Consider the following 20,835-nt stretch of genomic DNA (forward strand, 5'->3'; position numbering starts at 1 on the left):
CCGCGCCCGCTGGACGGCGTCGCGCCGTTCGTCTGGCACGGCTCGATCCGCTCCCCGGAGATCGCCGAGCAGGCCGCGTACTACGGCGACGGCTTTTTCCACAACAACATCTTCTGGCCCAAGGAGCACACCAAGAGGCTGATCGACCTGTACCGGCAGCGGTACGCGCACTACGGCCACGGCACCCCGGAGCAGGCCGTCGTCGGACTCGGCGGCCACGTCCACATGCGTCCGCGCTCCCAGGACGCCGTCCGGGAGTTCCGCCCGTACTTCGACCACTCACCGGTGATGGGAGGCGGGATCCCGATGGAGGAGTACATGGAGCAGACCCCGCTGACCGTCGGCACGCCCGCGCAGGTCATCGAGAAGACGCTCACCTTCCGTGAGCACTTCGGGGACTACCAGCGCCAGCTGTTCATGGTGGACGGCGCCGGAATACCGCTCGAGACCGCGCTGGAGCAGATCGAGATGCTCGGTGCGCAGGTCGTACCGGTGCTGCGTGACGAGTTCGCGAAGAACCGGCCGGCCGGCGTGCCCGACGCGCCCACCCACGCGTCCCTGCGCGCGGCCCGCGACGCGGAACGCGCGCACACCACCGGACCGGCGGCCTGAGACCGGGGCCCACGCGGCCACCACGGCAGAGGAGAACGAGGAACGATGAGCGACGACTTCACCGGGTACACCGCGGGCGACGGAGTGGCGCCCGACCGCTGGGCGAGCGCCCTGCACCTGTTCGACAACGGCGCCGGCGCGCCGCGCGAGGAGACCACCACGGAGCGCTGGGAGCGCGCGCAGCTGCTGTTCGAGGCCAAGGACTACATCGGGGCCGCGCGGCTGCTCGCCCTCGTCGTGGAGGAGGCTCCGGAGCAGACCGGCCCCCGGCTGCTCCTGGCCCGCGCCTACTACCACTCCGCTCAGCTGCGGCGTGCCGAGGAACAGCTCCGCGCGATCATCGAGCGCGATCCGGTGGAGCACTACGCCCACCTGATGCTGGGCCGCACCTTGCAGCGCCAGGGGCGGCAGGCCGAGGCCGAGCCGCTGCTGCGCATGGCCGCCGCGTGGTCGGGCGAGTTCCCGGAGGACGACTGAGCGACGCGGCGGGAACCCCTCCCGTGGTCCGGGACCGGGGTGTCCAGGGCGTGGCCCCGGGCACCCCGGCGGCGCGGGGTCACCCCCCGGGGCTCACGCGGTCAGGGGTGATCGGCGTGTGATCGCGTCGACGAACGCCTCCAGCACCTGCGCCACCCCGTCCTCGTCGTTGGCGGGCGCACGGTGACGCGCGGCCGCCAGGACGTCCGGGTGGGCGTTGGCCATGGCGTAGGAGTTCCCCACCGCGCCGAGCATGGGCAGGTCGTTGGGCATGTCACCGAAGGCGGCGATCTCCTGGGTGCCGATGCCGAGCCGGCCGCTCCAGGTGACGAGGGTGGTGGCCTTCGTGACGCCGGGCGCGCTGAACTCCACCAGCGACAGCCCGGTGGAGTGGGTGGTCTCGGCGTCCGGGCCGGCGGCCTGGCGCGCCCGCTCGTAGAAGGCGTCGAGCGGGACCGCCGGATGGTGGGCCAGGATCTTCAGCGGACGCCGGCCGGAGCCGGGGGTGAGGATCTCCTCCGCCGCGCCGATCAGTTCGACGGCCTCGTCCCCGAACGACCAGGCCGGGTACGCCGGTTCGTGGCCGAAGGCGCCGTCGAACTCGACCGCGAACGAGACGCCCGGGATCGCGGCGCGTACGTGGTCCACGAGACGGGCGGCCGCGGGGGCCGTGAGCGGGAAGGTGTGGGCGACGGTGCCGTCCGGTGCGTGGACGGCGGCGCCGTTGGCCGCGATGACGGCGTGCGGCCCGACGCGTTCCAGCAGGTCCGGCACGCTGCGTGGCGGGCGGCCCGTGACGAGCACGACACGTATGCCGGCCCCCTCGGCCGACGCCAGCGCCGCTCGCGTGCGCCGCGACAGCGTGCCGTCGCTCCGGAACAGTGTGCCGTCCAGATCGGTCGCCACCAGCTTCGGCGGCGTGACCAGCGGTGGGGCGGGCGTGGATGTCATGGGTGCCGGTACCTCCCGTACTCTCCGGAGAAGTATCGGCTCTCGGCAGCCCTGACGTCGCGGCCCCCCTCCACCGCACCCCTCACCGGCGGCGGACACCCCCTGCCACGCCCAGCTCATCGCCGATCATGGTCAGTGATCCGGTGAAACCCTTGCTGCGCGGCGCCTCCGCGGCCCGTAGTCCTGCCAGTGACGCCCCGACGACCGCGACGCGGCCCTCACGCTCGACGGCTTGCAGGTTGTCGGGGGGCGCTGGTCAGGGCGCCTAAGCTCCCGCCGACGCGCCCCGTTCCTCCGTCCGGTCGACCAGGATCGCCTGGACGGGGCAGGCCGCCGCGGCGCGCAGCACCTGGTCGCGGCGGGCGTCGTCGGGAGCCGGGTCGTACACCAGCGCTTCCTCGCCGTGCATCCGGAACGCGTCCGGGGCCAGGAAGGCGCACTGCGCGTATCCCTCGCATCGGGAAAGATCTACGACGACTCGCATCCCGGCCTCCACAGGGGCTGCAAGCCGCGGGCCCGGGAGCCGCGCCGTGCCGGCGCGCAGGGGCTCGGCACGGCTGACGGGAAAGAGGCTCGGCCGCTGCCCGCCTCCGTCGACTGCGGGGATGCGCGCCGCGCCCGTCGGGTCACCGCGGAGAGAATCCGGTCGTCGCCTCCAAGGCGACCGGCGGGCAGAACCGCTCGGAGATCACGGCCTCCCCGCAGGTCAGCCTATCCCGTGCGTATATCACCCGCACCCGGACGAAGTGCCACCTTGCCGACCGGCGCCGATGTCCGTGCCGGGGGCCGGCCGTGTTCGGCCGATCGGCGCAATCAGCCCGCACCCGGGGTGTGGCCTGGCCTCTGCGATGGTTCGGTGTCGACAGGGACCGCCGGACCCGCGTGGGTCCCGCGGCCGGCCGGCCGGACGAGGAGGAGAACGGGCGTGAGCGTGACTCAGGGAGCCTCGCAGGGCGTTGTTCCCGCGCAGCTACTCAAAGGCCAGAAGGCACTGGTCACCGGCGCCAACTCGGGCATCGGCAAGGCGACGGCCATCGGGCTGGGACGCGCCGGAGCCGACGTGGTCGTGAACTACGTCGTCGGGCGCGAGGAGGCCGAGCGGGTGGTCGAGGAGATCTCCGGGTTGGGCGTGCGGGCGGCCGCCTACGAGGCCGACGTGTCCCAGGAGGACCAGGTCGCTGCGATGATCGCACGGATGGTGCAGGAGTTCGGGACCATCGACATCCTCGTGGCCAACGCCGGGCTGCAGCGCGACGCTCCGCTCACCGACATGACGACCGCCCAGTGGCAGAAGGTGCTGGACGTCAACCTCACCGGCCAGTTCCTGTGCGCCCGGGAGGCGACCAGGGAGTTCCTCAGGCGGGGGGTCGTCCCCGAGGTGTCGCGGGCGGCTGGGAAGATCGTCTGTATGAGCTCGGTGCACCAGATCATCCCCTGGGCCGGGCACGTCAACTACGCCGCGTCCAAGGGCGGCGTGCAGATGATGATGGCGACACTCGCCCAGGAGCTCGCACCCCACCGGATCAGGGTCAACGCAGTGGCTCCTGGAGCCATCAGGACACCCATCAACCGCGACGCCTGGGACACCGCCGATGCGGAGAAGGAGCTGTTGCGGCTGATCCCCTACGGGCGTGTCGGCGATCCCGAGGACATCGCCCACGCGGTCGTCGGCCTCGCCTCGGACCTGATGGACTACGTGGTGGGCACCACCCTCTACGTGGACGGCGGCATGACCCTCTTCCCCGGCTTCGCCACCGGAGGCTGAACCGCCGCGCGACCCCGGCCGGCAGGCGGGACGCCGGGGCGGCGCTCACTCGCGCTGCTGGTCTAGGGCGTCGTCCAGGGTGGTGGCGGCCATGATCAGCGACAGATGCGTGAACGCCTGCGGGAAGTTGCCCAACTGCTCGCCGCTGGGGCCGATCTCCTCGGCGAACAGGCCGACGTGGTTGGCGTAGGTCTGCATCTTCTCGAACGCGTAGCGTGCCGGACGAGTCCGACCGGCGCGGGCGAGGGCGTCGACGTAGAGGAAGGTGCAGAGGCTGAAGGTGCCCTCCGAACCGCGCAGCCCGTCCGGGGAGGCCGCGGGGTCGTAGCGGTAGACGAGGCTGTCGGACACCAGCCTGCGCTCCATCGCGTCCAGGGTCGACAGCCAGCTCACCGTCCTGGGCGCCAGGAACCCGACCCGCGGAACGAGCAGCAGCGAAGCGTCGAGGACGTCGCTCCCGTAGTGCTGGACGAGGGCCTGCTCCTTGTCGTTCCAGCCCCGTTCCATCACCTGTTCGAGGATCGCGTCGCGAGCCGCGGTCCACCGAGGGGCGTCGGCCGGACGGCTGTGCTCCCGCGCCAGTCGCAACCCCCGGTCGAAGGCCACCCACGCCATCATCCGGCTGAAGGTGAAGTCCTTGCGCCCGCCACGGGTCTCCCAGACGCCCTCGTCGGGGCGGTCCCAGGAACCGGCCAGCCAGTCCAGCGTCCGCGCGACGTTCTTCCAGCCGTGGTAACTGCCTTCCATGGTGACCTCACGCCCCTCCGACAGGGCGTAGAGCGCCTCCCCGTAGATGTCGAGCTGGAGCTGATCGGCCGCCGCGTTCCCCACCCGCACCGGATACGAACCCCGATAGCCCTCGAAGTGCGGGAGGATCTCCTCCGGCAGCTCGGGGTCCCCGTCGACGCGGTACATGATCTGCAGCGGCTCGCCGTCGACGCCCTTCCGGGCCTGGAGGCGGTCTCCCATCCAGCGCGTGAACTGCGCCGCCTCCTCGTCGAACCCCAGGTCGAGCAGGGCGCGCACGGACAGGGAGCCGTCGCGGACCCAGGTGTAGCGGTAGTCCCAGTTGCGTTCACCCCCGATCTGCTCGGGCAGACCCATGGTGGCCGCGGCGACGGGAGCACCCGTGGGTGCGTAGGTGAGCAGCTTGAGCGTGATGGCCGAGCGGTGCACCACGCCCGGCCACCGGCCGCGGTCGCTGGAGTGGTGCACCCAGCGCTGCCAGAAGTCCACGACGTCCCAGAACCGCTCCAGCGCCCGGCCCGGGGTGACCGGCGGCGCAGGGCCGCCACCGGGATCGCCTACGGTGAACTCCGCCGCGGCCACCTCACCCGGCCTCAGGGTCACCACCCCCCGCACGTCGTCGCCGTCCTGCCGCAGGGGGAAGGTGCTCCGCAGATGGGCGGTGGCGTTCGGCGCCCGGAACGTGGCGGTATCGTCCTGCACGTCGAGACGGTGGCCGGCACGGCCGTAGTCGAAGCGCGGACGGCACTCCAACGTGAAGCGCACCGTGCCACGGACCGCCCTGACGCCGCGTAGCAGCACGTGCCTGTCGGTGGGGGTGCCGGTGCGGTCCGGCGGCATGCAGTCGAAAACCTCACCGACTCCGTCCGGCGACATGAACCGCGTGACCAGGACCGCGGTGTCCGGGTAGCAGAGCTGCTTGCAGGTGACGTTCCGGCTCTCCGGCGCGAACAGGAAGTAGCCACCGCGGTCGTGGTCGAGCAGGGCGGCGAGGACACTCGGCGAGTCGAACCGGGGAGCCGTGAACCAGTCGACGACGCCCTGGGACGACACGAGAGCAGCGGTCTGCAGGTCCCCGACGAGGCCGTGGTCGGCGATGGGCGGGTAACGGTCCATGATCATCTCGCTTCCCTGGTAGCCCTGACTCCACTGTCCGCCCTGTGCGACGCAGCCGCCACGGAACGCGCGACGGGAGGCGAGACCGCGGGACGGCCGCCGTCAGACACGGCCGGTGGCATTCCGTGCGTCCTCGCCGCCGCGCGGGCCGGACCGGAACCGCCGCGCGGGAGGCTGGATCGGACTCGTTGACCGCAGCCGTCCGCGCGGCACAGGTCCAACCCGCGTGCCTCCGGCGGCCGTTGGACTGGCGAGAGGGGAACCTGCGAACGCGCCGAGGACACCTGCCCGCTTGTCGTCAGCGCCGCCGGCCGTTGTCCACGCGCACCGTCGACCACCTCGCCGGGGCCGGCGGAGACAAGGCGTCCGAGGCCGACCGTCCGTCACCAAAGTGCCGAGCCGGTCGCCCTGCTCGCCGCGCGGGGCCCGCGAACACCGCCTTCCCGGCCCGTACTTCCTCGCCTCGGCCGGCGAAAGGGGCCACCTGCTGCGGATGTCGGCCCGGCGTCGGGGTGCCGGGCCGGTCGCGCTGCTCGCCGCGCGGGCCCGCGTCAAACGGACTTGGGCAGTCGACTTCACAGAGGCCGACAGCGACCGTGATCGCCCGGACAGCTCCTAGCCGCGCCAGGGGCCGGTCACCGCGAACGTCGTTCCGGGCGTGTAGCAGTTGACGTACATCGTCTCGCCGTCGGCGGAGAAGGTGACCCCCGCGAACTCGCCGTACTCCGGCTCCTGGGCCGTACCCGCCGTGAGGGCCTGGCGGTTCCGGGCCATCGGGTACACCTCGCCTGCGCGGGTCACGCCGAAGACGTGCTGGGCCCCGTTGCCGTCCTCGCACACCATCAGGCCGCCGCCGGGGGCGAGGCAGATGTTGTCCGGGGACTCGCCGGGCAGCCGCACATCGGTGTCCGGGCCGAACACGACGACCAGGGTCAGCCGGCGGTGCGCCGGGTCGTAGCGCCAGATCTGGCCGTAGTGGTCGGCCGCGGAGCCGTCCGCGCCGCGGGCGAAGGACGACACGAAGTACACACAGCTGCCGCCCCAGTAGCAGCCCTCCAGTTTCTGCGCGTGGGTGATGCCGCCGGGGCCGTAGTCCTGAAACCGGGTGGGAGTGGCGGCGGCCAGCGGGTCGGGGACGTCCGCCCACTCGATGCCGTCGAAGCGCGTCCCCGGCTCCTGGACCGGGGACAGGTCCGGCACGCCGGGCACCCGCATCGCCTGGAGCCGGCCGCCCGCGCGCAGCGAACCGACACCGCCGAGCGGCTTGTCCGGCAGGAAGCGGTAGAAGAGGCCGAACGGCTTCTGGAAGGCGTCCTCGGTCTCGTAGACGACGCCGGAGCGCGGGTCGATCGCGACTGCCTCGTGCTGGAAGCGGCCCATTGCGGTCAGCGGGACGGCGCCGGTGCGGTGCGGGTCGGTGGGGTGGACCTCGAAGACGAAGCCGTGGTCCTTCGTGTAGCCGTTGGTGCCCGCACGGTCCTCGGTCTCCTCGCAGGTCAGCCAGGTGCCCCAAGGGGTCCGGCCGCCCGCGCAGTTGACGGCCGTACCGGCGATGGCGACCCGCTCGGACAGCACCTGCCGGTGCGCGTCGAGCGTGAGCGCCGTACAGCCGCCCTTGCCGGCCGGGTCGTAGGTGAGGCCGCTGACGGTCGGGACCGGGACCGGCGCGGTGACGCGGTTCTCGTGGTTGCGCACGAGGTGGGTGCGGCCCCCTCTGCCGCCGAAGGCGGCCATGCCGTCGTGGTTCGAGGGGACCCGGCCCTCCCCGGAGCGGAGCTGGTCGCCCTCGCGGGAGAGCACGGTGTAGCGGAAACCTTTCGGCAGATCGAGCAGGCCGTGCGGATCGGAGACGAGCGGGCCGTAGCCGGTGCGGCCGAGGGGCTGTGCGGCGGCGGTGCCCGCGAAGAGCTCGGACAGGGCCCCGGTGAAGGCGACGCACGCTCCCAGGGCGCTCGCTCCGGCCAGGACCTGACGGCGTGTTGCAGACATGCGGCGGCAACCTTCCTGCTGGCGGACAGGAACTGCGATCCCGCTGTGTCTATCACCTGCCGGGGGCCTCGGGAACCACGCGTGTCCCGGATGTCACGCGTCGTGACGTACGCCAGGACGGCCGCCCCTGCGCTCGGCGGCCCTTGCGGCCGAGCGCCCGGTACTACAATATTCAAGCGAGCCGGGGGAAAGGACGGACATGTCCGGACAGGAGGTCGCGTTCGGGCCGTTGCTGCGCTCGATGCGACGGGCGAAATCACTGACCATCGAGGCCCTGGCGGAGGCCTCCGGGGTCAGCGAGCGGGGCATCGGCGACCTGGAACGCGGACGGCGGGCCGCGCCGCAACGGCGGACGGTGGCCGCGCTCGCGGACGGCCTCGGCCTGGACGACGCCGACCGGGAAGGGCTGCTCGCCGCCGCCCGCGCCGGACGCGCCCCCGGATACAGTCCCGTCGGCGTCCGCTCCTTCCCGCGCGGCATCGACGACTTCGTCGGCCGCGCCGACGAACTGGCCGGCCTGGAGGCACTGGCCGTACGGCCCCGGACGGACCGCGCCCCCGCAGAGGGCGGTGGTGCCGCACAGGGCGGTGGTGCCGCGGACGCCCAGCCCGTCGTGGTCGTCATCCACGGACCGCCGGGCACCGGAAAGACCACCCTCGCGCTGCGCGCCGCCCGCCGGCTCGCGGACCGCTTCCCGGACGGCCAGCTCGTGGTCGACCTCAGAGGGACCGACGACAGCCCGCCCGCCCCCTCCGAACTGATGGTCCGGGTGCTCAAGGCCTTCGGCGTGCCCGACCGCGACCTGGCCAAGACGGGACCGCAGGCCCACCCCGCCCTCTACCGGCAGGTCCTCGCCGACCGCCGCTGCCTGCTGGTGCTGGACGACGCCCGTGACGAGGCGCAGGTACGCCCGCTGCTGCCGGGCTCGGGCGGGACCCTGGTCCTGGTGACCAGCCGCCGCATGCTCACCGGACTGGACGACGTGCACCGGCTGCCCCTCGGCGGGCTCGGACCCGCCGAGTCGGCCGCCTTCCTGGCCTCCCTCGTCGGCGGGGCGCGCGCGACGGCCGAACCCGAGGCCCTGGAGGAGGTCGCCCGGCTGTGCGAGCACCTGCCGCTGGCCCTGCGGATCGCGGGCAACTGGCTGGCGACCCGCACGGGATGGACCGTGCGCCGGCTCGCGGACCGGCTGGCGAGCGAGGAACGGCGGCTGGACGCGCTGTCCGCCGGGGACGTACGCGTCACGACGGCCTTCGACCTGTCCTACCGGCAGCTCACACCCACGGCCGCCCGCCTGTTCCGCCGCCTGTCCCTGGTCCCCGGCCCGGACGTGGGCGCCGCCTGCGCCGCCCGGCTCACCGGCCAGGACGTCCACGACGCCGAGGACACCCTGGAGGAACTGGTCGAGGCCGGCCTGGTCGGCAGCGCCGAGGACCGCTACCGGCTCCACGACCTGCTGTGCCTGTACGGCCGCTGCCGCCTCACCGCCGAGGACGGCGAGGCCGACATCGAACGGGCCCGCCGGTCGATGTTCCGCTGGCTGCTGGAGACGGCCGTCGTGGCGGGGCGGTGGTACGAACCCGGCCACGGGGCCCCGCCCGCCTCCTGGCGCGGCACGGTGGACCTCTCCAGCGCCGACAAGGCCCGTGAGTGGCTCCAGGCGGAGGCCGCCAACTGGCTGGCGGCCCTGCACGCCGCCGCGGCGGACGGCGACCACGCCACCGTCGTCGAGGTGGCCGAGTCGCTGCACTGGTTCTCCGACCAGTGGATGTTCTGGGGGCACTGGCCGGAGGTCTTCGGCACCGCCGTCCGCTCCGCCGAGGCGCTCGGCGACCCCGTGCTCGAAGCGACCCAGCTCAACTACTACGCCTGGGCCGTGCTGATCTGCGAGGGCCGGCCCCGGGACAGCCTCCCGCTCGCCGCCCGCGCGCTCGCCGCGGCCCGGCGGGCCGGTGACGCCGAGCAGCAGGCCTGGGCGCACGCGTACGCCGCCTGGGCCCACCGCGTGCTGCGCGAAGAGGGCCCGGCCGCCGAGCAGAGCGCCCTGTCGGTCGCGCTGTTCGAGGCCGCCGGAGACCTGCACGGCATGCTCCAGGCCCTCGTCTCCCGCGCCCTGGACCTGAAGGGCGCCGGGCGCGACGAGGAGGCGGCCGACGCCTACCGGCAGGTCCTGACCCGCCTGGACGAGGTCGGCGACCGCGTCGAACCGCACATCGCCGCCTTCACCCGGGTCAACGCACTCGCGGGACTAGGGGGCGCCTACAGCCGCCTGGGGCGCTGGGAGGAAGCGGTGGAGCACCTGCGGGCGTCGGTCGCGCTGTCCCGCACGGACGGCAACATCGCCCTGGAGAGCCGCTACCTCCTCGTGCTCGGCGACGTCCTCCTCGGAGCCGGCCGTCCGGCCGAGGCCCGTGAGGCGTTCACGCGGTGCGTCGCCCTCGGCAGCGACGCGGACCCGCGACGGGTCGCCGAGGCCCGCTCCCGGCTCGCCCGCCTGGACGGCGACCGCCGGCACCCGCCGCCCGGCGTGGCTGTCAGGTGAGGGCCGGCGTCGTCGGTTGTCCGTCCTCGCCCCGCTCCCGGCTCGTCCGCCTGGGCGGCGACCGCCGGTACCCGCGGCCCGGCGTGGTTGTCAGGTGAGGGCCGGCGTCGTCGGTTGTCCGTCCTTGCCCCGCTGCCGGCTCGTCCGCCTGGGCGGCGACCGCCGGTACCCGCGGCCCGGCGTGGTTGTCAGGTGAGGGCCGGCGTCGTCGGCTGTCCGTCCTTGCCCCGCTGCCGGCTCGTCCGCCTGGGCGGCGACCGCCGGTACTCGCCGCCCGGCGTGGTTGTCAGGTGAGGGCCGGCCTCGCGGGCTGCTCGTCCTCGCCCCGTTCCAGGTGCAGGGTGCGCCACTCGCGGGGGGAGAGCCCGTACGCGGCGCGGAACGCCCGGCTGAAGTGGGCGGGATTGACGAATCCCCAGCGCCGGGCCACCGCCGACACGGTCGGCGTCACCCTCCCGCGACGGGCCAGTTCACGCCCGCACGCCTCCAGTCGCCGCTGCTGGATGAGACGGCTGACGGTGATGCCCTCGCCCTCGAAGAGCCGGTGCAGGTAGCGGACGGATATGTGGTGCGCGCGGGCGATGGACTCCGGTGAGAGGGAGGGGTCGCCGAGCTTGTGGTCGATGTGGGCCCGCACGCTCAGCACGAGGTGGTCGCGGCCGTCGTCCGGGTCCCGCAGGGTCTGGTCGGTGATGAGGGTGGCGAACAGGTCGACGACATGACCGGCCAGCCGGTGCCCGACGGCCGCCGGGTAGGAGGGGGCCGCGTCGGCCAGGGTGGCGAGGAAGGGCCGCAGCACCGAGCCCAGGCCCTGTGCCGTGCCGATCGCGGTACCCGTGACCCGCTTGATGTCGCTGTCCGAGACGCCCAGCACATGGCGCGGCAGCTGGAAGACATGGGTGGCGAACCGCTCCGGATAGGTGAAGGAGAACGGCCGCGCGGTGTCGTAGAACACCAGGTCGCCCCCGCTCATCTCGGCCCGCCGGCCGTCCTGGAGGAAGGTGGCGGTGCCCGACACCAGCAGGCCGACCGCCACGAGGGCCTCGGGTGAGCGCTCGATCAGGGCCGGCGTGCGGCTGACCCGCCCGGCGTCGGCCTCCATGCGCGAGACCCGCAGGTACCCCAGGCAGTCGCTGGCGATCCTGCCGTCGAACCGCCGGCTGTCGCGGGGGGCCACGGTGACCGGCACCAGAGCCCTGCTCACCGCGTCGTTCCAGTACGCGACCTTCTCCTGGTCCGGCACCGTGTCGGTCGTCAGCACCAGGCTCAACTGGCTCTCCCTTGGCATGCGTGGCACCGGGGCGCCGTACTGGTTGTGTTCCCCGCCCAGCCAAGCAGCGGCAACCGGCGGCCACCAGGAACAAAGCAGGCAGAAACGATCACGTGAAGTGCCGCCACAGCGCGGCGACCGCGGGTGACGCCTCACCCGGAGGGCGCACCAGCATGATCTTCCAGTGGGGTGCGTGGTGCCGGAAACCATATGTGGCCAGGTCGGGGAAGCGGTCCGCGATCGACCTGGGCAGGATGCAGATCCCGAGATCGTTGCGGACCAGCTCGGCCGCCGCCACGATGTCGTTCACCTCGAACGTCGTGGCACGGTCGACGCCCGCGGCCCGGAAGGCGCGGTCCACCGAGTGACGGATCGCCCAGCCCGGGCTGAAGTCCACCAGCGGCAGCCGGGCGGCATCGGCGAGCTCCACCTCGCCCTGGGGCGTCGTGGCCCCCAGGACCCGGCGCGGCGACGCGACCAGCACCATCTCCTCCTCGGACAGCAGCCGGGTGGTCAGCCCGCGCTGCTGCTGGCGGTCCAGGGCCACCACGGCCAGGTCGACCGTGCCCTCGCGCAGGGCCTGCCGGATGTCGGCGACCGCCGCCTGCCGCAGCTGCACGCCGAGCCCCGGATGCTCCGCCCGCAGCGCGGCCAGGGCGTGGTGGAGCCCGGCCCAGACCCCCTGCATCGTGCCCACCGTGATCCGGCCCCGCAGCTGCCCCCGCACCGCGTCGACCGCCTCCCGGGCGGCTTCCGCGGCGCGCAGGGCGGCGCGCGCCGCCGGCACGAACGCCTCGCCCGCCGGCGTCAGCGCGACCCGGTGCGTGGTGCGGTCGAAGAGGGGCGCGCCCAGCTCGCGTTCGAGGGCGCGGACCGTGCCCGACACCGCCGACTGCACCACGTGCAGCTGTCGCGCCGCCGCGGTGAAGCCGCCCGCGTCGGCCACCGCGACGACGACCTCCATCTGCCGCAGATCCATCGTGTGCTCCTCCGGGTGGTGCGGGGCCGGTTGCCGCGGGGCGGGACCCGTGCCGCGTCGTGGGGGTGCGCCTGACGGCGGGGCGGTCCGTCAGGCGCCTGTGAACGGTGTGCCGGCCGGACCGGCCCGGCGTCCTCAGTCGCGGGTCTCCGCGGCCGGGGCCGGGGGCGCCGTCCGGGGCTCGAAGACCCAGTAGACCAGCGCGGCCAGCGGGAGCACCGCACCGAGGACGCTGAGGCCGGCCCAGCCCGCGGCGTGGTAGACCGTGGAGCCGAGCTGGGAGCCGGCCGCGCCGCCGACGAAGAACATGGCGATGAACGCGCTGTTCAGACGGGCCCGGGCGCTGGGGTCGAGGGCGTAGATGGTGTGCTGTCCGAGGATGAGCGTCGCCTGTACGGCCATGTCGATCAGGATCGCGGCCAGGGCTATCAGCACGATGCTGTGTCCGCCCAGACCCGCGAGCACGAAGGCCAGCGCGGCGACCGCGAACGCGGCACCGGTCATGGGCCGCGTGAGCCCCCGGTCCGCCCAGTGGCCGGCGAACGGGGCCACCGCCGCGCCCGCCGCGCCCACGAGCGCGAAGACGCCGACGCCGATCGGCGAGTAGTGGAAGCGGGGACCGGTCAGGACGAAGGAGACCGTGGTCCAGAAGGCGCTGAACGCTCCGAACATCGCCGCTTGGTACAGCCCGCGGCGCAGCAGCGCCGGATGGGTGCGTACCAGCCGGACCGTGGACCGCAGCACGTGGTGGTACGGGACGGAGGTGGTGGGGGCGTGGTCGGGGAGGGCGACGCGCAGCGCCACCGTGAGCAGGGCCATCAGGGCGGCGGAGCCGAGGAAGACCACCCGCCAGCCGGCGACGTCGGAGACCAGGCTGCTGAGGGTCCGGGAGAGCAGGATGCCGGTGAGCAGACCGCTCATGACCCGGCCGACGACCCGGCCCCTGGCATGGTCCGGGGCGAGGCTGGCGGCGAAGGGCACGAGGATCTGGGCCACGACCGAGGTGGCACCACTGATCAGCGCGGCGATCAGCAGCACGGGGAAGTTCGGGGCCAGTCCCGCCACCACGAGGGCGGCCGTCGTCACGATCAGCAGGACGGAGACCAGATTGCGCTTCTCCAGCCGGTCGCCGAGCGGCACCAGGAAGATCATGCCGAGGACGTAGCCGATCTGGGTCAGAGTGATCAGCGTGCCGGCGGTGGCCTCGCTGATCCCGAACACGTCGCTCAGCGACGACAACAGCGGCTGCGCGTAGTAGAGGTTGGCGACCGTCATCCCGGACGCGACGGCCAGGAGGGCGACCAGCCAGCCGGGCACGCCCTGGGCCTGACGCCCGGAGCCGGTTCCACGGCGGTGATCGAGCGGTGTGGACATGTGCACCTTCTTTCGTCATGCAGCACAACGACCTGACCGCCGGCCGGCTTCCTCACCTGACGCGATCGTTCGGGATGGCAGTCATCTCATGCGGAGATGACCGCGGGAGCCCCGCGTGTCGACCCTAGAGGCGCGCGCCCGGTGCTTCTTGCCGGGTGACGCACGCGGCGATGCCTCACCGCGCACGGCTCATGCCCCTGTCCGCACGGAACGCCGGACGGCCTCCTGCGCGCCGGCCGGCCGCTCCAGGCTGAGTTGCGTGGGCTCCTCACCGGACGTCCACCGCCGCACCGTCCCGGCGCGGAACCACCGTTTCCACCAGGGGATCCCATGAACTCGATGCCCCCGCCCGCCCCAACCGGCAGCGCCGCCGGCCGACCCCCGTACCCGTACCCGGACCTGACCCTGGCGAGCGCGCCGGTGCCCGCGGCGACGCGCGCCTTCCTGCCCGCCCACGCCCGTGCCGCCGCCCGCTTCACCGGGCCGGCACAGGTCCGCATGCTCGGCCTGCTCCAGGTCAGCACCTACCGCGGACCGGGGCGGTCCTTCGTCCGCCCCACCGGGGACGCCACCGAGCCCCACTTGACGCTGGGCGTGCACTCGTCCGGCCGGGCCACCCTCGTCCGCGGTGACGGCACCGCGGCCTGCCGTGCGGACGACATCTTCGTCTGCGACGGAGCGGTGCCCTTCCTGCTGCACGAGTCGGAGGACTTCGAACTGCACCTCCTGCGGATCCCACGGGCCGCCCTCGCACTGACCGACCGCCAGGTGCGGGCGCTCAGCGCCCGGGCGCCCTTCGCCGACGGCTCCGTGGCGCCCCTGCTCGGCCCCCTCCTGCGGACGTTCCTCGACACCCTGCCCGCGTTCCCGCCGGCGACGGCCCTCCGTCTGGCCACGACGGTCACCGGGTTCGTCGGCTCGCTCGCGGCGGAGGACGCGGAGGACGCGGAGGGCGCGGCCGGCGCGGAGGGTGCGGTGGACGCGCAGCACGTGGGGGACAGCGTGAACGCGGTGGAGGCCGGGGGCGGGGCGGGTGCCGAACCCGCGTCCGGAGCGGGCCAGGAGCAGCGGGAACTCCTGCGGCGCGTGCGTGCCCACGTCGACGCGCGGCTGTGGGACCGCACCCTGAGCCCTGCCACCATCGCCGCGGCCCAGCACATCTCGGTCCGCTATCTGCACAAGCTCTTCGAGGGCCAGGGCAGCACGGTCGGCCGGTGGGTGCAGCACCGCCGCCTGGAGGAGGCACGGCGCGAGCTGGCCCGGCCCGGGGCGCGGGACGTCGCGGTGGGGGTGGTGGCCAAGCGGTGGGGCTTCGCCAACGCCACCCACTTCAGCCGGAGTTTCCGCGCGGCCTACGGCGTGTCACCCCGCGAGTGGCGGGATCGTACCCGGCCGCCCGAGGGCACCGCGGGCGGGGGCGGCTGACGCCGGAACTGTGCACGCAGCGGCAAGTATCCATGGCACGGTGCCGAGCGCATCACGTCTACCGCGCCCTAGGCTGGGCAGTCGTGCCGGTGGAGCCGCCTCCGGCGCCGCACGCCTGCCTGCCCGGCCGCGGGGGAGGGGCCGGCACCCTTTCCGACGGCCCGGTCCTTCGAACGGCCGGGCCCCCTCGCAGGAGTTCTCTTGCACGATGACGTTCCGGCCCCCGGGGCCGCGCCTGTCCTGGAGCGGCTGACACGCGCCTTCGTCGAGACGCACGCACTGCCCGCGTCCTCGGACCCGGACGCGGTCGGCGCCAGGGCGCGGATGGCGTCCCTGTGGACCGGTGACGACGCCGACGAGCCGGACGTCGAGGAGGAGTGGCTGGCCCTGCCGGGCAGCGACGGCCACCGCGTCCGGGTACGCATCCTCCGCCCCGCCGGCAGCGACGAAGAGCTGCCGGTGGTGCTCTACCTGCACGGCCTCGGCTGGATGCTGACCGACGCGTACGCGCACGGGCACCTGCTGACGGACCTCGTCCTCGGGGCGGACGCCGCCGTGGTCATCCCGGAGTACGACGCGCCGGAGGACGTCCGCTATCCCGGCGCCGTCGAGCGGGCGTACACCGTGGCCCGGTGGCTCGCCCGGCACGGCCCGGGATGCGGGCTGGACGGGACCAGGATGGCCGTCGTCGGTGCCAGCGCGGGCGCCCAGCACGCCGCCTCGCTCGCCCTCCTGGCGCGCAGGCGCGGTGGCCCGGCCCTGCGGCACCAGGTACTGCTCTGCCCGGTGACCGACGCCGCGATGGACACCCCTTCCTACGAGCAGTTCGCCGACGGCTACTTCCTGAGCCGCGCGGCCATGCGCGACTACTGGGAGCAGTACGCGCCCGACCCGCGGATCCGGACGCACGACACCGTCTCCCCGCTGCGCGCACCCACCCGGTCGCTGCACGGCCTGCCGCCGGCACTCGTCCTCACCGCGGAGGCGGACGTGCTCCGCGACGAGGGCGAGGCCTACGCCTCCCGCCTGCGGGAGGCGGACGTCCCCGTCGTGTCGATCCGCTACCACGGGACCATCCACGGCTTCGTGCTCTTCGACTCCCTCCGCGGCACCGACGCCTCGCGGGCGGCCCGCATCCAGGTGACGGACACCCTGCACACCGCGCTGCACGCCGCCTGACTCCTCCCGAGGGAGGCACCGACGCGTGCGGCGGCGGGTGCCGGCTCACCCGGCCGCGCCCCTCGCCTCCTCGCGCCGGAGCCGCCGCCACTCGCTCGGCGCCACCCCGTACGCCGCCTGGAAGCGCCGGCTGAAGTGGCTGGGGCTGCTGAACCCGCAGCGGGCGCCGATCGCCGCCACGGTGAGCCGGTCGTACCGGGCGGAGGCCAGCATTTCCCGCGCCTTGCCCAGGCGCTCGGTGATGAGCCACTGCTCCAGGCTGAGCCCCGCCCCGCTGAGCAGCACGTAGAGCCGGCGCACGGAGACCGCGTGCTCCGCCGCGATCCGTTCGGGCGTCAGATCGCGGTCCGCGAGGTGGCGCCGCGCATAGGTCATGATCCGGGTGAGCAGGGTGTCGTCCATGGCGGACCGAACCGCGGCGGACTCCTCGGCGTGCGCGGCCGACACGAGCAGCGCGCGCACCAGATCGGTCGTCGCGGACGCCACATGGCGCGCACCGGGGTCGGCCTCCAGGCCGTCCGGGTCGCGCCACACCCCGCGCAGATGCGTCAGCACCAGGTCGTGCAGCGGACTGGCACGCAGCCGTCCCGCCGCCCGCACCACCACGTCCACCGGCAGGCCCAGCCGGTGCATGTCGAACATCATCGACTGGGACGCCCCGTCACCGGACCAGCCGTACACCCGGGGCGACAGCTCGTGGAAGACGCAGATGTCGTCCGAGCCCAGCAGCCGCCGCACTCCGGACACCTCGGCCCGGTGCACACCCTCGGGCTGGAGCGAGACGGAGACGATCGGGTTGCTGCGGTGGTGCCGGACGTGCCGCTGCGTGCGCCGCACCTCGAAGCCGGAGTTGCGGGTGGCGAAGAGGGGCAGGTCGCCCACCCGCCACATCCGCATACGGGCGTGGATGCCGGACGCGGGCTCCTCGTGGACCACGTCGTTGGGCACCGACGAGTCCGTCAGCGCGTGGTGGAACGCGCCGGCCCGGTCACGGGGCGCCACGGTGGCGAGATCGAGCAGCAGCACACAACCCTCCGAATCGATGTCCCGGATGCCGGGATCCCGACGATACGGCGCCCCCGGAGGGGCCGGCGGACGCTGAGCGCGCACAGGCCACATGTGGTGCACAGACAGTCAATCCGCCCACTCCCGCCCGCCCTAGGGTCTCGGACGTACCGGTGGTTTCCGCCCACGGCGTGGTGGCGCGCTCCCCGCGCACGAACCGGACGACCCGACCCGTCCGGGCGTCCCGCGGCCCCGGCACCACCCACGGGCCCCCACCCGCCCGGCAGCCGGGCGCGGACCGGCACCCACCCCAGCTACCAGGGAGTTCCCCCATGTCCCGTACCGGCGGACCGACCGTCGTCCTCGTCCACGGAGCCTTCGCCGACGCCTCCAGCTACGCCGAGGTCATCCCCCGGCTGGTCGCCCGCGGCCTCGACGTCGTCGCCCCGGCCGTGCCCAACCGCAGCCTCATCGGTGACGCCGCCTACGTCGCCGGGATCGTCCGCCAGATCCCCGGCCCCGTCGTCCTGGTGGGCCACTCCTACGGTGGTGCCGTCATCACGGTCGCCGGGACCGAGGACAACGTCAGCGCCCTGGTCTACCTGGCCGCCTACGCCCTGGAGGAAGGCGAGAGCCTCGGCGAGCTGCAGGGCCGCTTCCCCGACTCCGACCTGGCCGACGCCCTCGTCCGCACCCCGTTCCCGGCCGAGGGCCCGGACCAGCCCGGAACCGACGTGTCGGTCCGGCCCGACAGGTTCCCGGCCGTCTTCGCCGCCGACGTCGACCCCCGCCTCGCCTCCGCCCTCGCCGTGTCCCAGCGCCCGCTGGCCGCTCGGGCCTTCACCGAGGCGGCCCCGGCCGCGGCCTGGAAGACCAAGCCGTCCTGGGGCCTGGTCGCCTCCGCCGACCACACCATCAACCCCGACGTGGAGCGCTACGGCTACCGGCGGGCCGGCATGACCACCGTCGAGGTGGACTCCTCCCACCTGGTCATGCTCGCCCACCCCGAGCGGGTCGTGCGCCTCATCGAGGACGCCGTCCGGGCCACCTCCCGCTGACCCCGGCCCGCACCCCCCTCCACCCCTGACAGAGAGCGAACGATGAACTCACCGATCTCGCGCCGTACCGTGACCACGTCCCTCCTGGCCGGCGCCGCCGCCCTGGGCACCGCCGGCATCGCGCACGCCGCGCCGGCCGCCGGCCGTCCGGCCACCGGACACGGCCGCCCGGCCGGCCCCACCGTCGTCCTCATCCACGGCGCGTTCGCCGACGGCTCCAGCTGGCGCGCCGTCGTCCAGCGTCTGCTGCGGCAGGGCCACCGCGTCCTGGTGCCCGCCCTGCCCCTGCGCGGACTGGCGAGCGACGCCGCCTACATCCGCAGCGTCCTGGAGAGCGTCAGCGGACCGGTCGTGCTGGTCGGTCACTCCTACGGCGGCGCCGTCATCAGCCAGGCCGCGGCCGGTCTGCCGAGCGTCAAGGCGCTGGTCTACATCGCCGCCTTCGTCCCCGAGATCGGGGAGAGCGCGCTCCAGCTCACCGGCACGTTCCCCGGCAGCACCCTGGGCGAGGCGACCGTCACCCAGCACTACCCGCTGCCCGACGGCGGCCAGGGCGATGAACTGGTCATCAGGCAGGACCTCTTCCGCAACCAGTTCGCCGCCGGTGTCCCCGTGCCGATCGCCCAGGCCATGGCCGCCGGCCAGCGCCCGATCACCCTCGCCGCGCTCCGGGAACCGGCCACCGCCGCCGCGTGGAAGAAGATCCCCAGCTGGTACCTCGTGGCCACCGAGGACCGCAACATCCCGCCGGCCGCCGAACGCTGGATGGCCGAGCGCGCCCGCGCCCACACCGTCGCCGTCCGCGCCCCGCACGCGGTGTCCGTGAGCGACCCCGGCCCCGTCACCGACCTGATCCTGCGCGCCGTCCGGTCCGTCCGCACCGGCCACTGACCCGGCCCGCCGCCCGTCACCGCGCCCGGCCCCGGGCGCCCACATCCGCCACGGCGCCCGCGAGCCCGGGGCGCCCCGAGGAAGAAGCACCATGACGCACCGTCATCTCCTGCCCGCCGTACTCGCCTGCTGCGCCGTGCTGACCGCGTGTACGGGCCACGGAGCGGACGGCACCTCCGGGAGCACCCCGCCCGCGTCCGCCGCCACCGGTACGCCGTCGGCGACCGCCCCGGGGCCCGACGGCGGCGACACCCCGAGCCCCGCCGAGCCGGCCGGCACCGGTTCGGCGGTGGCGTCGCCCGCCGCGCCGGCGCCGAAACGCTGCCGCACCTCCGACCTGAAGGCGTCCCTCGGGCCCGACCACCCCGGGGCCGGGCAGCAGAACTTCGCCCTCGTGCTGACCAACCGGTCCCCGCGCGCGTGCAGCCTGTACGGCTTCCCGGGCGTGGCGTTCGTCGACGCAGCGGGCGACGCCGTCACCCCGGACCCCGAGCGGGCCACCGACCAGCCGCGACAGCGGGTGACGCTCGCCCCGGGCGGCGACGCCTGGTCGGCGCTGAGCTACACCGATCCGGCGATCACCGGCGTCACCACGGTCACCCCGCGGGCCCTGCTCATCACCCCGCCCGACGAGACCGCCCCGCTCTCCGTCCGCTGGACCGGCGGCCAGGTCTCCGACACGGGTAAGGCGTCCGTCCCCCGGGTGAGTCCCCTCAGGCCGGGCAGCGGGGCCTGACACACCCGCCCCGGCCCCGTCCCGCCCCGACCTGTCCCGTAGTGAACCAGCGCTCAGGAGCCAGTGTGTCCCGCACCCGCCGCCTCCGCGGATTCTCCCGGTCCGACACCACCCGCGCGGAGGCCTTCAGCGACGGCGTGCTGGCCATCGCCGTCACACTGCTGGCCCTCGGTCTCGCCGACCCACCGCACCGGCCGGGCGGCCTCGGCCACGCCCTGCTCGCCCAGTGGCCCGCCTACCTCGGCTACCTGGCCTCCTTCGGATACGTGTCGGTCATCTGGCTCAACCACCACCAGGCCTTCGTGCGGGTCCGCGTGATGGACCGGGGGCTGCACGCCGCGAACCTGCTGATGCTGTTCAGCACCGCCGCGCTGTCGTTCCCCACCGCGGTCGTCGCGGACGCGCTCCAGGCGGACCCCGACGGCTCCGACGCCCGGGTCGCCGTCGCCCTCTACGCCGGTCTGGCAGCGGTGATGTGCCTGAGCTGGGTGGCCTTCTACCACCAACTGGCCCGCAGGCCCGAGCTGTTGACCCCGGATGTGGAGAGCACGTACGTACGGCACGGCCGCCTGCGCTCCTGGGCGGGAGCCCTGGCGTACGGCGCCGCTGGGCTCCTCGGCGTCCTCGTCGCACCGCTGGCGGCCGTCGCCGTCTTCGTCGTGCTGCCGGTGTTCTACTTCCTCACCAGCGACGGCTTCCCCGAGGAACGGTGAGCGGAC

18 protein-coding genes are annotated in these 20,835 nt (G+C 74.0%); 10 read left to right on the forward strand and 8 right to left on the reverse strand.

Annotated features, from left to right (window positions below):
* Together AB0947_RS26555 and AB0947_RS26560 are read left to right on the forward strand one after the other, a co-directional pair.
* Positions 1-612: LLM class flavin-dependent oxidoreductase (locus AB0947_RS26555; RefSeq protein WP_366752829.1), on the forward strand; the 612-nt coding region annotated here is incomplete at its 5' end.
* Between the two features lie 45 nt (positions 613-657).
* A complete protein-coding gene (locus tag AB0947_RS26560) occupies positions 658-1,089 on the forward strand; it encodes a tetratricopeptide repeat protein (RefSeq protein WP_366752830.1) in 432 nt (143 codons plus the stop codon).
* 93 nt (positions 1,090-1,182) lie between these two features.
* Here the strand turns inward: AB0947_RS26560 and AB0947_RS26565 are convergent, their stop codons facing one another.
* Complete coding sequence (locus AB0947_RS26565; protein WP_366752831.1) at positions 1,183-2,040, reverse strand: HAD family hydrolase; 858 nt, start codon at positions 2,038-2,040, stop codon at positions 1,183-1,185.
* A gap of 265 nt (positions 2,041-2,305) precedes the next feature.
* Entirely contained in the window at positions 2,306-2,524 is a 219-nt protein-coding gene (locus tag AB0947_RS26570) for a ferredoxin (RefSeq protein ID WP_366752832.1), read from the reverse strand.
* A gap of 441 nt (positions 2,525-2,965) precedes the next feature.
* Here AB0947_RS26570 and AB0947_RS26575 point away from each other — a divergent pair, with 441 nt between their 5' ends.
* Positions 2,966-3,805 carry an SDR family oxidoreductase gene (locus AB0947_RS26575; protein ID WP_366752833.1) on the forward strand — a complete coding sequence of 280 codons (840 nt, stop codon included), beginning with the start codon at positions 2,966-2,968 and terminating at the stop codon, positions 3,803-3,805.
* A 45-nt stretch (positions 3,806-3,850) separates the two neighbouring features.
* Here AB0947_RS26575 and AB0947_RS26580 read toward each other — a convergent pair whose 3' ends face one another.
* The gene (locus AB0947_RS26580; RefSeq protein WP_366753045.1) at positions 3,851-5,668 is read right to left on the reverse strand and encodes a glycoside hydrolase family 15 protein; all 1,818 of its coding nucleotides are present in this window, start codon (positions 5,666-5,668) and stop codon (positions 3,851-3,853) included.
* Between the two features lie 615 nt (positions 5,669-6,283).
* Positions 6,284-7,657: an alkaline phosphatase PhoX gene (locus AB0947_RS26585; RefSeq protein ID WP_366752834.1), complete on the reverse strand. Its 1,374-nt coding sequence runs from the start codon at positions 7,655-7,657 to the stop codon at positions 6,284-6,286.
* 199 nt (positions 7,658-7,856) lie between these two features.
* Between AB0947_RS26585 and AB0947_RS26590 the strand changes: the two genes are divergently transcribed.
* Positions 7,857-10,199 (forward strand): helix-turn-helix domain-containing protein, encoded by a 2,343-nt coding sequence (locus tag AB0947_RS26590; RefSeq protein ID WP_366752835.1) that lies wholly within the window; start codon positions 7,857-7,859, stop codon positions 10,197-10,199.
* A 286-nt stretch (positions 10,200-10,485) separates the two neighbouring features.
* Here the strand turns inward: AB0947_RS26590 and AB0947_RS26595 are convergent, their stop codons facing one another.
* The 3 genes from AB0947_RS26595 to AB0947_RS26605 form a co-directional block, all read right to left on the reverse strand.
* Positions 10,486-11,487 (reverse strand): helix-turn-helix domain-containing protein, encoded by a 1,002-nt coding sequence (locus AB0947_RS26595; RefSeq protein ID WP_366752836.1) that lies wholly within the window; start codon positions 11,485-11,487, stop codon positions 10,486-10,488.
* A 91-nt stretch (positions 11,488-11,578) separates the two neighbouring features.
* On the reverse strand, positions 11,579-12,448 hold the full coding sequence (locus AB0947_RS26600) for a LysR family transcriptional regulator (RefSeq protein WP_366752837.1): 870 nt from the start codon (positions 12,446-12,448) through the stop codon (positions 11,579-11,581).
* Between the two features lie 135 nt (positions 12,449-12,583).
* Positions 12,584-13,822 carry an MFS transporter gene (locus AB0947_RS26605; protein ID WP_366752838.1) on the reverse strand — a complete coding sequence of 413 codons (1,239 nt, stop codon included), beginning with the start codon at positions 13,820-13,822 and terminating at the stop codon, positions 12,584-12,586.
* A gap of 330 nt (positions 13,823-14,152) precedes the next feature.
* Between AB0947_RS26605 and AB0947_RS26610 the strand changes: the two genes are divergently transcribed.
* On the forward strand, positions 14,153-15,247 hold the full coding sequence (locus AB0947_RS26610; RefSeq protein WP_366752839.1) for a helix-turn-helix domain-containing protein: 1,095 nt from the start codon (positions 14,153-14,155) through the stop codon (positions 15,245-15,247).
* A 201-nt stretch (positions 15,248-15,448) separates the two neighbouring features.
* Positions 15,449-16,426: an alpha/beta hydrolase gene (locus tag AB0947_RS26615; protein ID WP_366752840.1), complete on the forward strand. Its 978-nt coding sequence runs from the start codon at positions 15,449-15,451 to the stop codon at positions 16,424-16,426.
* Positions 16,427-16,471: 45 nt separating this feature from the next.
* Here AB0947_RS26615 and AB0947_RS26620 read toward each other — a convergent pair whose 3' ends face one another.
* Entirely contained in the window at positions 16,472-17,452 is a 981-nt protein-coding gene (locus tag AB0947_RS26620) for an AraC family transcriptional regulator (RefSeq protein ID WP_366752841.1), read from the reverse strand.
* A gap of 311 nt (positions 17,453-17,763) precedes the next feature.
* Here AB0947_RS26620 and AB0947_RS26625 point away from each other — a divergent pair, with 311 nt between their 5' ends.
* From AB0947_RS26625 to AB0947_RS26640, 4 genes are all read left to right on the forward strand, one after another.
* Positions 17,764-18,489 (forward strand): alpha/beta hydrolase, encoded by a 726-nt coding sequence (locus AB0947_RS26625; RefSeq protein ID WP_366752842.1) that lies wholly within the window; start codon positions 17,764-17,766, stop codon positions 18,487-18,489.
* Positions 18,490-18,531: 42 nt separating this feature from the next.
* Complete coding sequence (locus AB0947_RS26630; RefSeq protein ID WP_366752843.1) at positions 18,532-19,380, forward strand: alpha/beta hydrolase; 849 nt, start codon at positions 18,532-18,534, stop codon at positions 19,378-19,380.
* A 91-nt stretch (positions 19,381-19,471) separates the two neighbouring features.
* Positions 19,472-20,116, forward strand: a complete 645-nt coding sequence (locus tag AB0947_RS26635) for a DUF4232 domain-containing protein (protein ID WP_366752844.1) — start codon at positions 19,472-19,474, stop codon at positions 20,114-20,116.
* 65 nt (positions 20,117-20,181) lie between these two features.
* On the forward strand, positions 20,182-20,829 hold the full coding sequence (locus AB0947_RS26640) for a TMEM175 family protein (RefSeq protein WP_366752845.1): 648 nt from the start codon (positions 20,182-20,184) through the stop codon (positions 20,827-20,829).
* Positions 20,830-20,835 lie beyond the last annotated feature (6 nt).

Source organism: Streptomyces sp. NPDC047841 (genome assembly GCF_040704085.1).
Taxonomy (GTDB): domain Bacteria; phylum Actinomycetota; class Actinomycetes; order Streptomycetales; family Streptomycetaceae; genus Streptomyces; species Streptomyces argyrophylli.

Excerpts from the sequence above, each read along its gene's own strand:
- AB0947_RS26570 (WP_366752832.1), bottom strand. The coding sequence starts at position 2,524 with ATGCGAGTCGTCGTAGATCTTTCCCGATGCGAGGGATACGCGCAGTGC.
- AB0947_RS26565 (WP_366752831.1), bottom strand. The coding sequence starts at position 2,040 with ATGACATCCACGCCCGCCCCACCGCTGGTCACGCCGCCGAAGCTGGTG.
- AB0947_RS26630 (WP_366752843.1), top strand. The coding sequence starts at position 18,532 with ATGAACTCACCGATCTCGCGCCGTACCGTGACCACGTCCCTCCTGGCC.
- AB0947_RS26595 (WP_366752836.1), bottom strand. The coding sequence starts at position 11,487 with ATGCCAAGGGAGAGCCAGTTGAGCCTGGTGCTGACGACCGACACGGTG.
- AB0947_RS26635 (WP_366752844.1), top strand. The coding sequence starts at position 19,472 with ATGACGCACCGTCATCTCCTGCCCGCCGTACTCGCCTGCTGCGCCGTG.
- AB0947_RS26625 (WP_366752842.1), top strand. The coding sequence starts at position 17,764 with ATGTCCCGTACCGGCGGACCGACCGTCGTCCTCGTCCACGGAGCCTTC.
- AB0947_RS26560 (WP_366752830.1), top strand. The coding sequence starts at position 658 with ATGAGCGACGACTTCACCGGGTACACCGCGGGCGACGGAGTGGCGCCC.
- AB0947_RS26610 (WP_366752839.1), top strand. The coding sequence starts at position 14,153 with ATGAACTCGATGCCCCCGCCCGCCCCAACCGGCAGCGCCGCCGGCCGA.
- AB0947_RS26600 (WP_366752837.1), bottom strand. The coding sequence starts at position 12,448 with ATGGATCTGCGGCAGATGGAGGTCGTCGTCGCGGTGGCCGACGCGGGC.
- AB0947_RS26580 (WP_366753045.1), bottom strand. The coding sequence starts at position 5,668 with ATGGACCGTTACCCGCCCATCGCCGACCACGGCCTCGTCGGGGACCTG.
- AB0947_RS26605 (WP_366752838.1), bottom strand. The coding sequence starts at position 13,822 with ATGTCCACACCGCTCGATCACCGCCGTGGAACCGGCTCCGGGCGTCAG.
- AB0947_RS26585 (WP_366752834.1), bottom strand. The coding sequence starts at position 7,657 with ATGTCTGCAACACGCCGTCAGGTCCTGGCCGGAGCGAGCGCCCTGGGA.
- AB0947_RS26590 (WP_366752835.1), top strand. The coding sequence starts at position 7,857 with ATGTCCGGACAGGAGGTCGCGTTCGGGCCGTTGCTGCGCTCGATGCGA.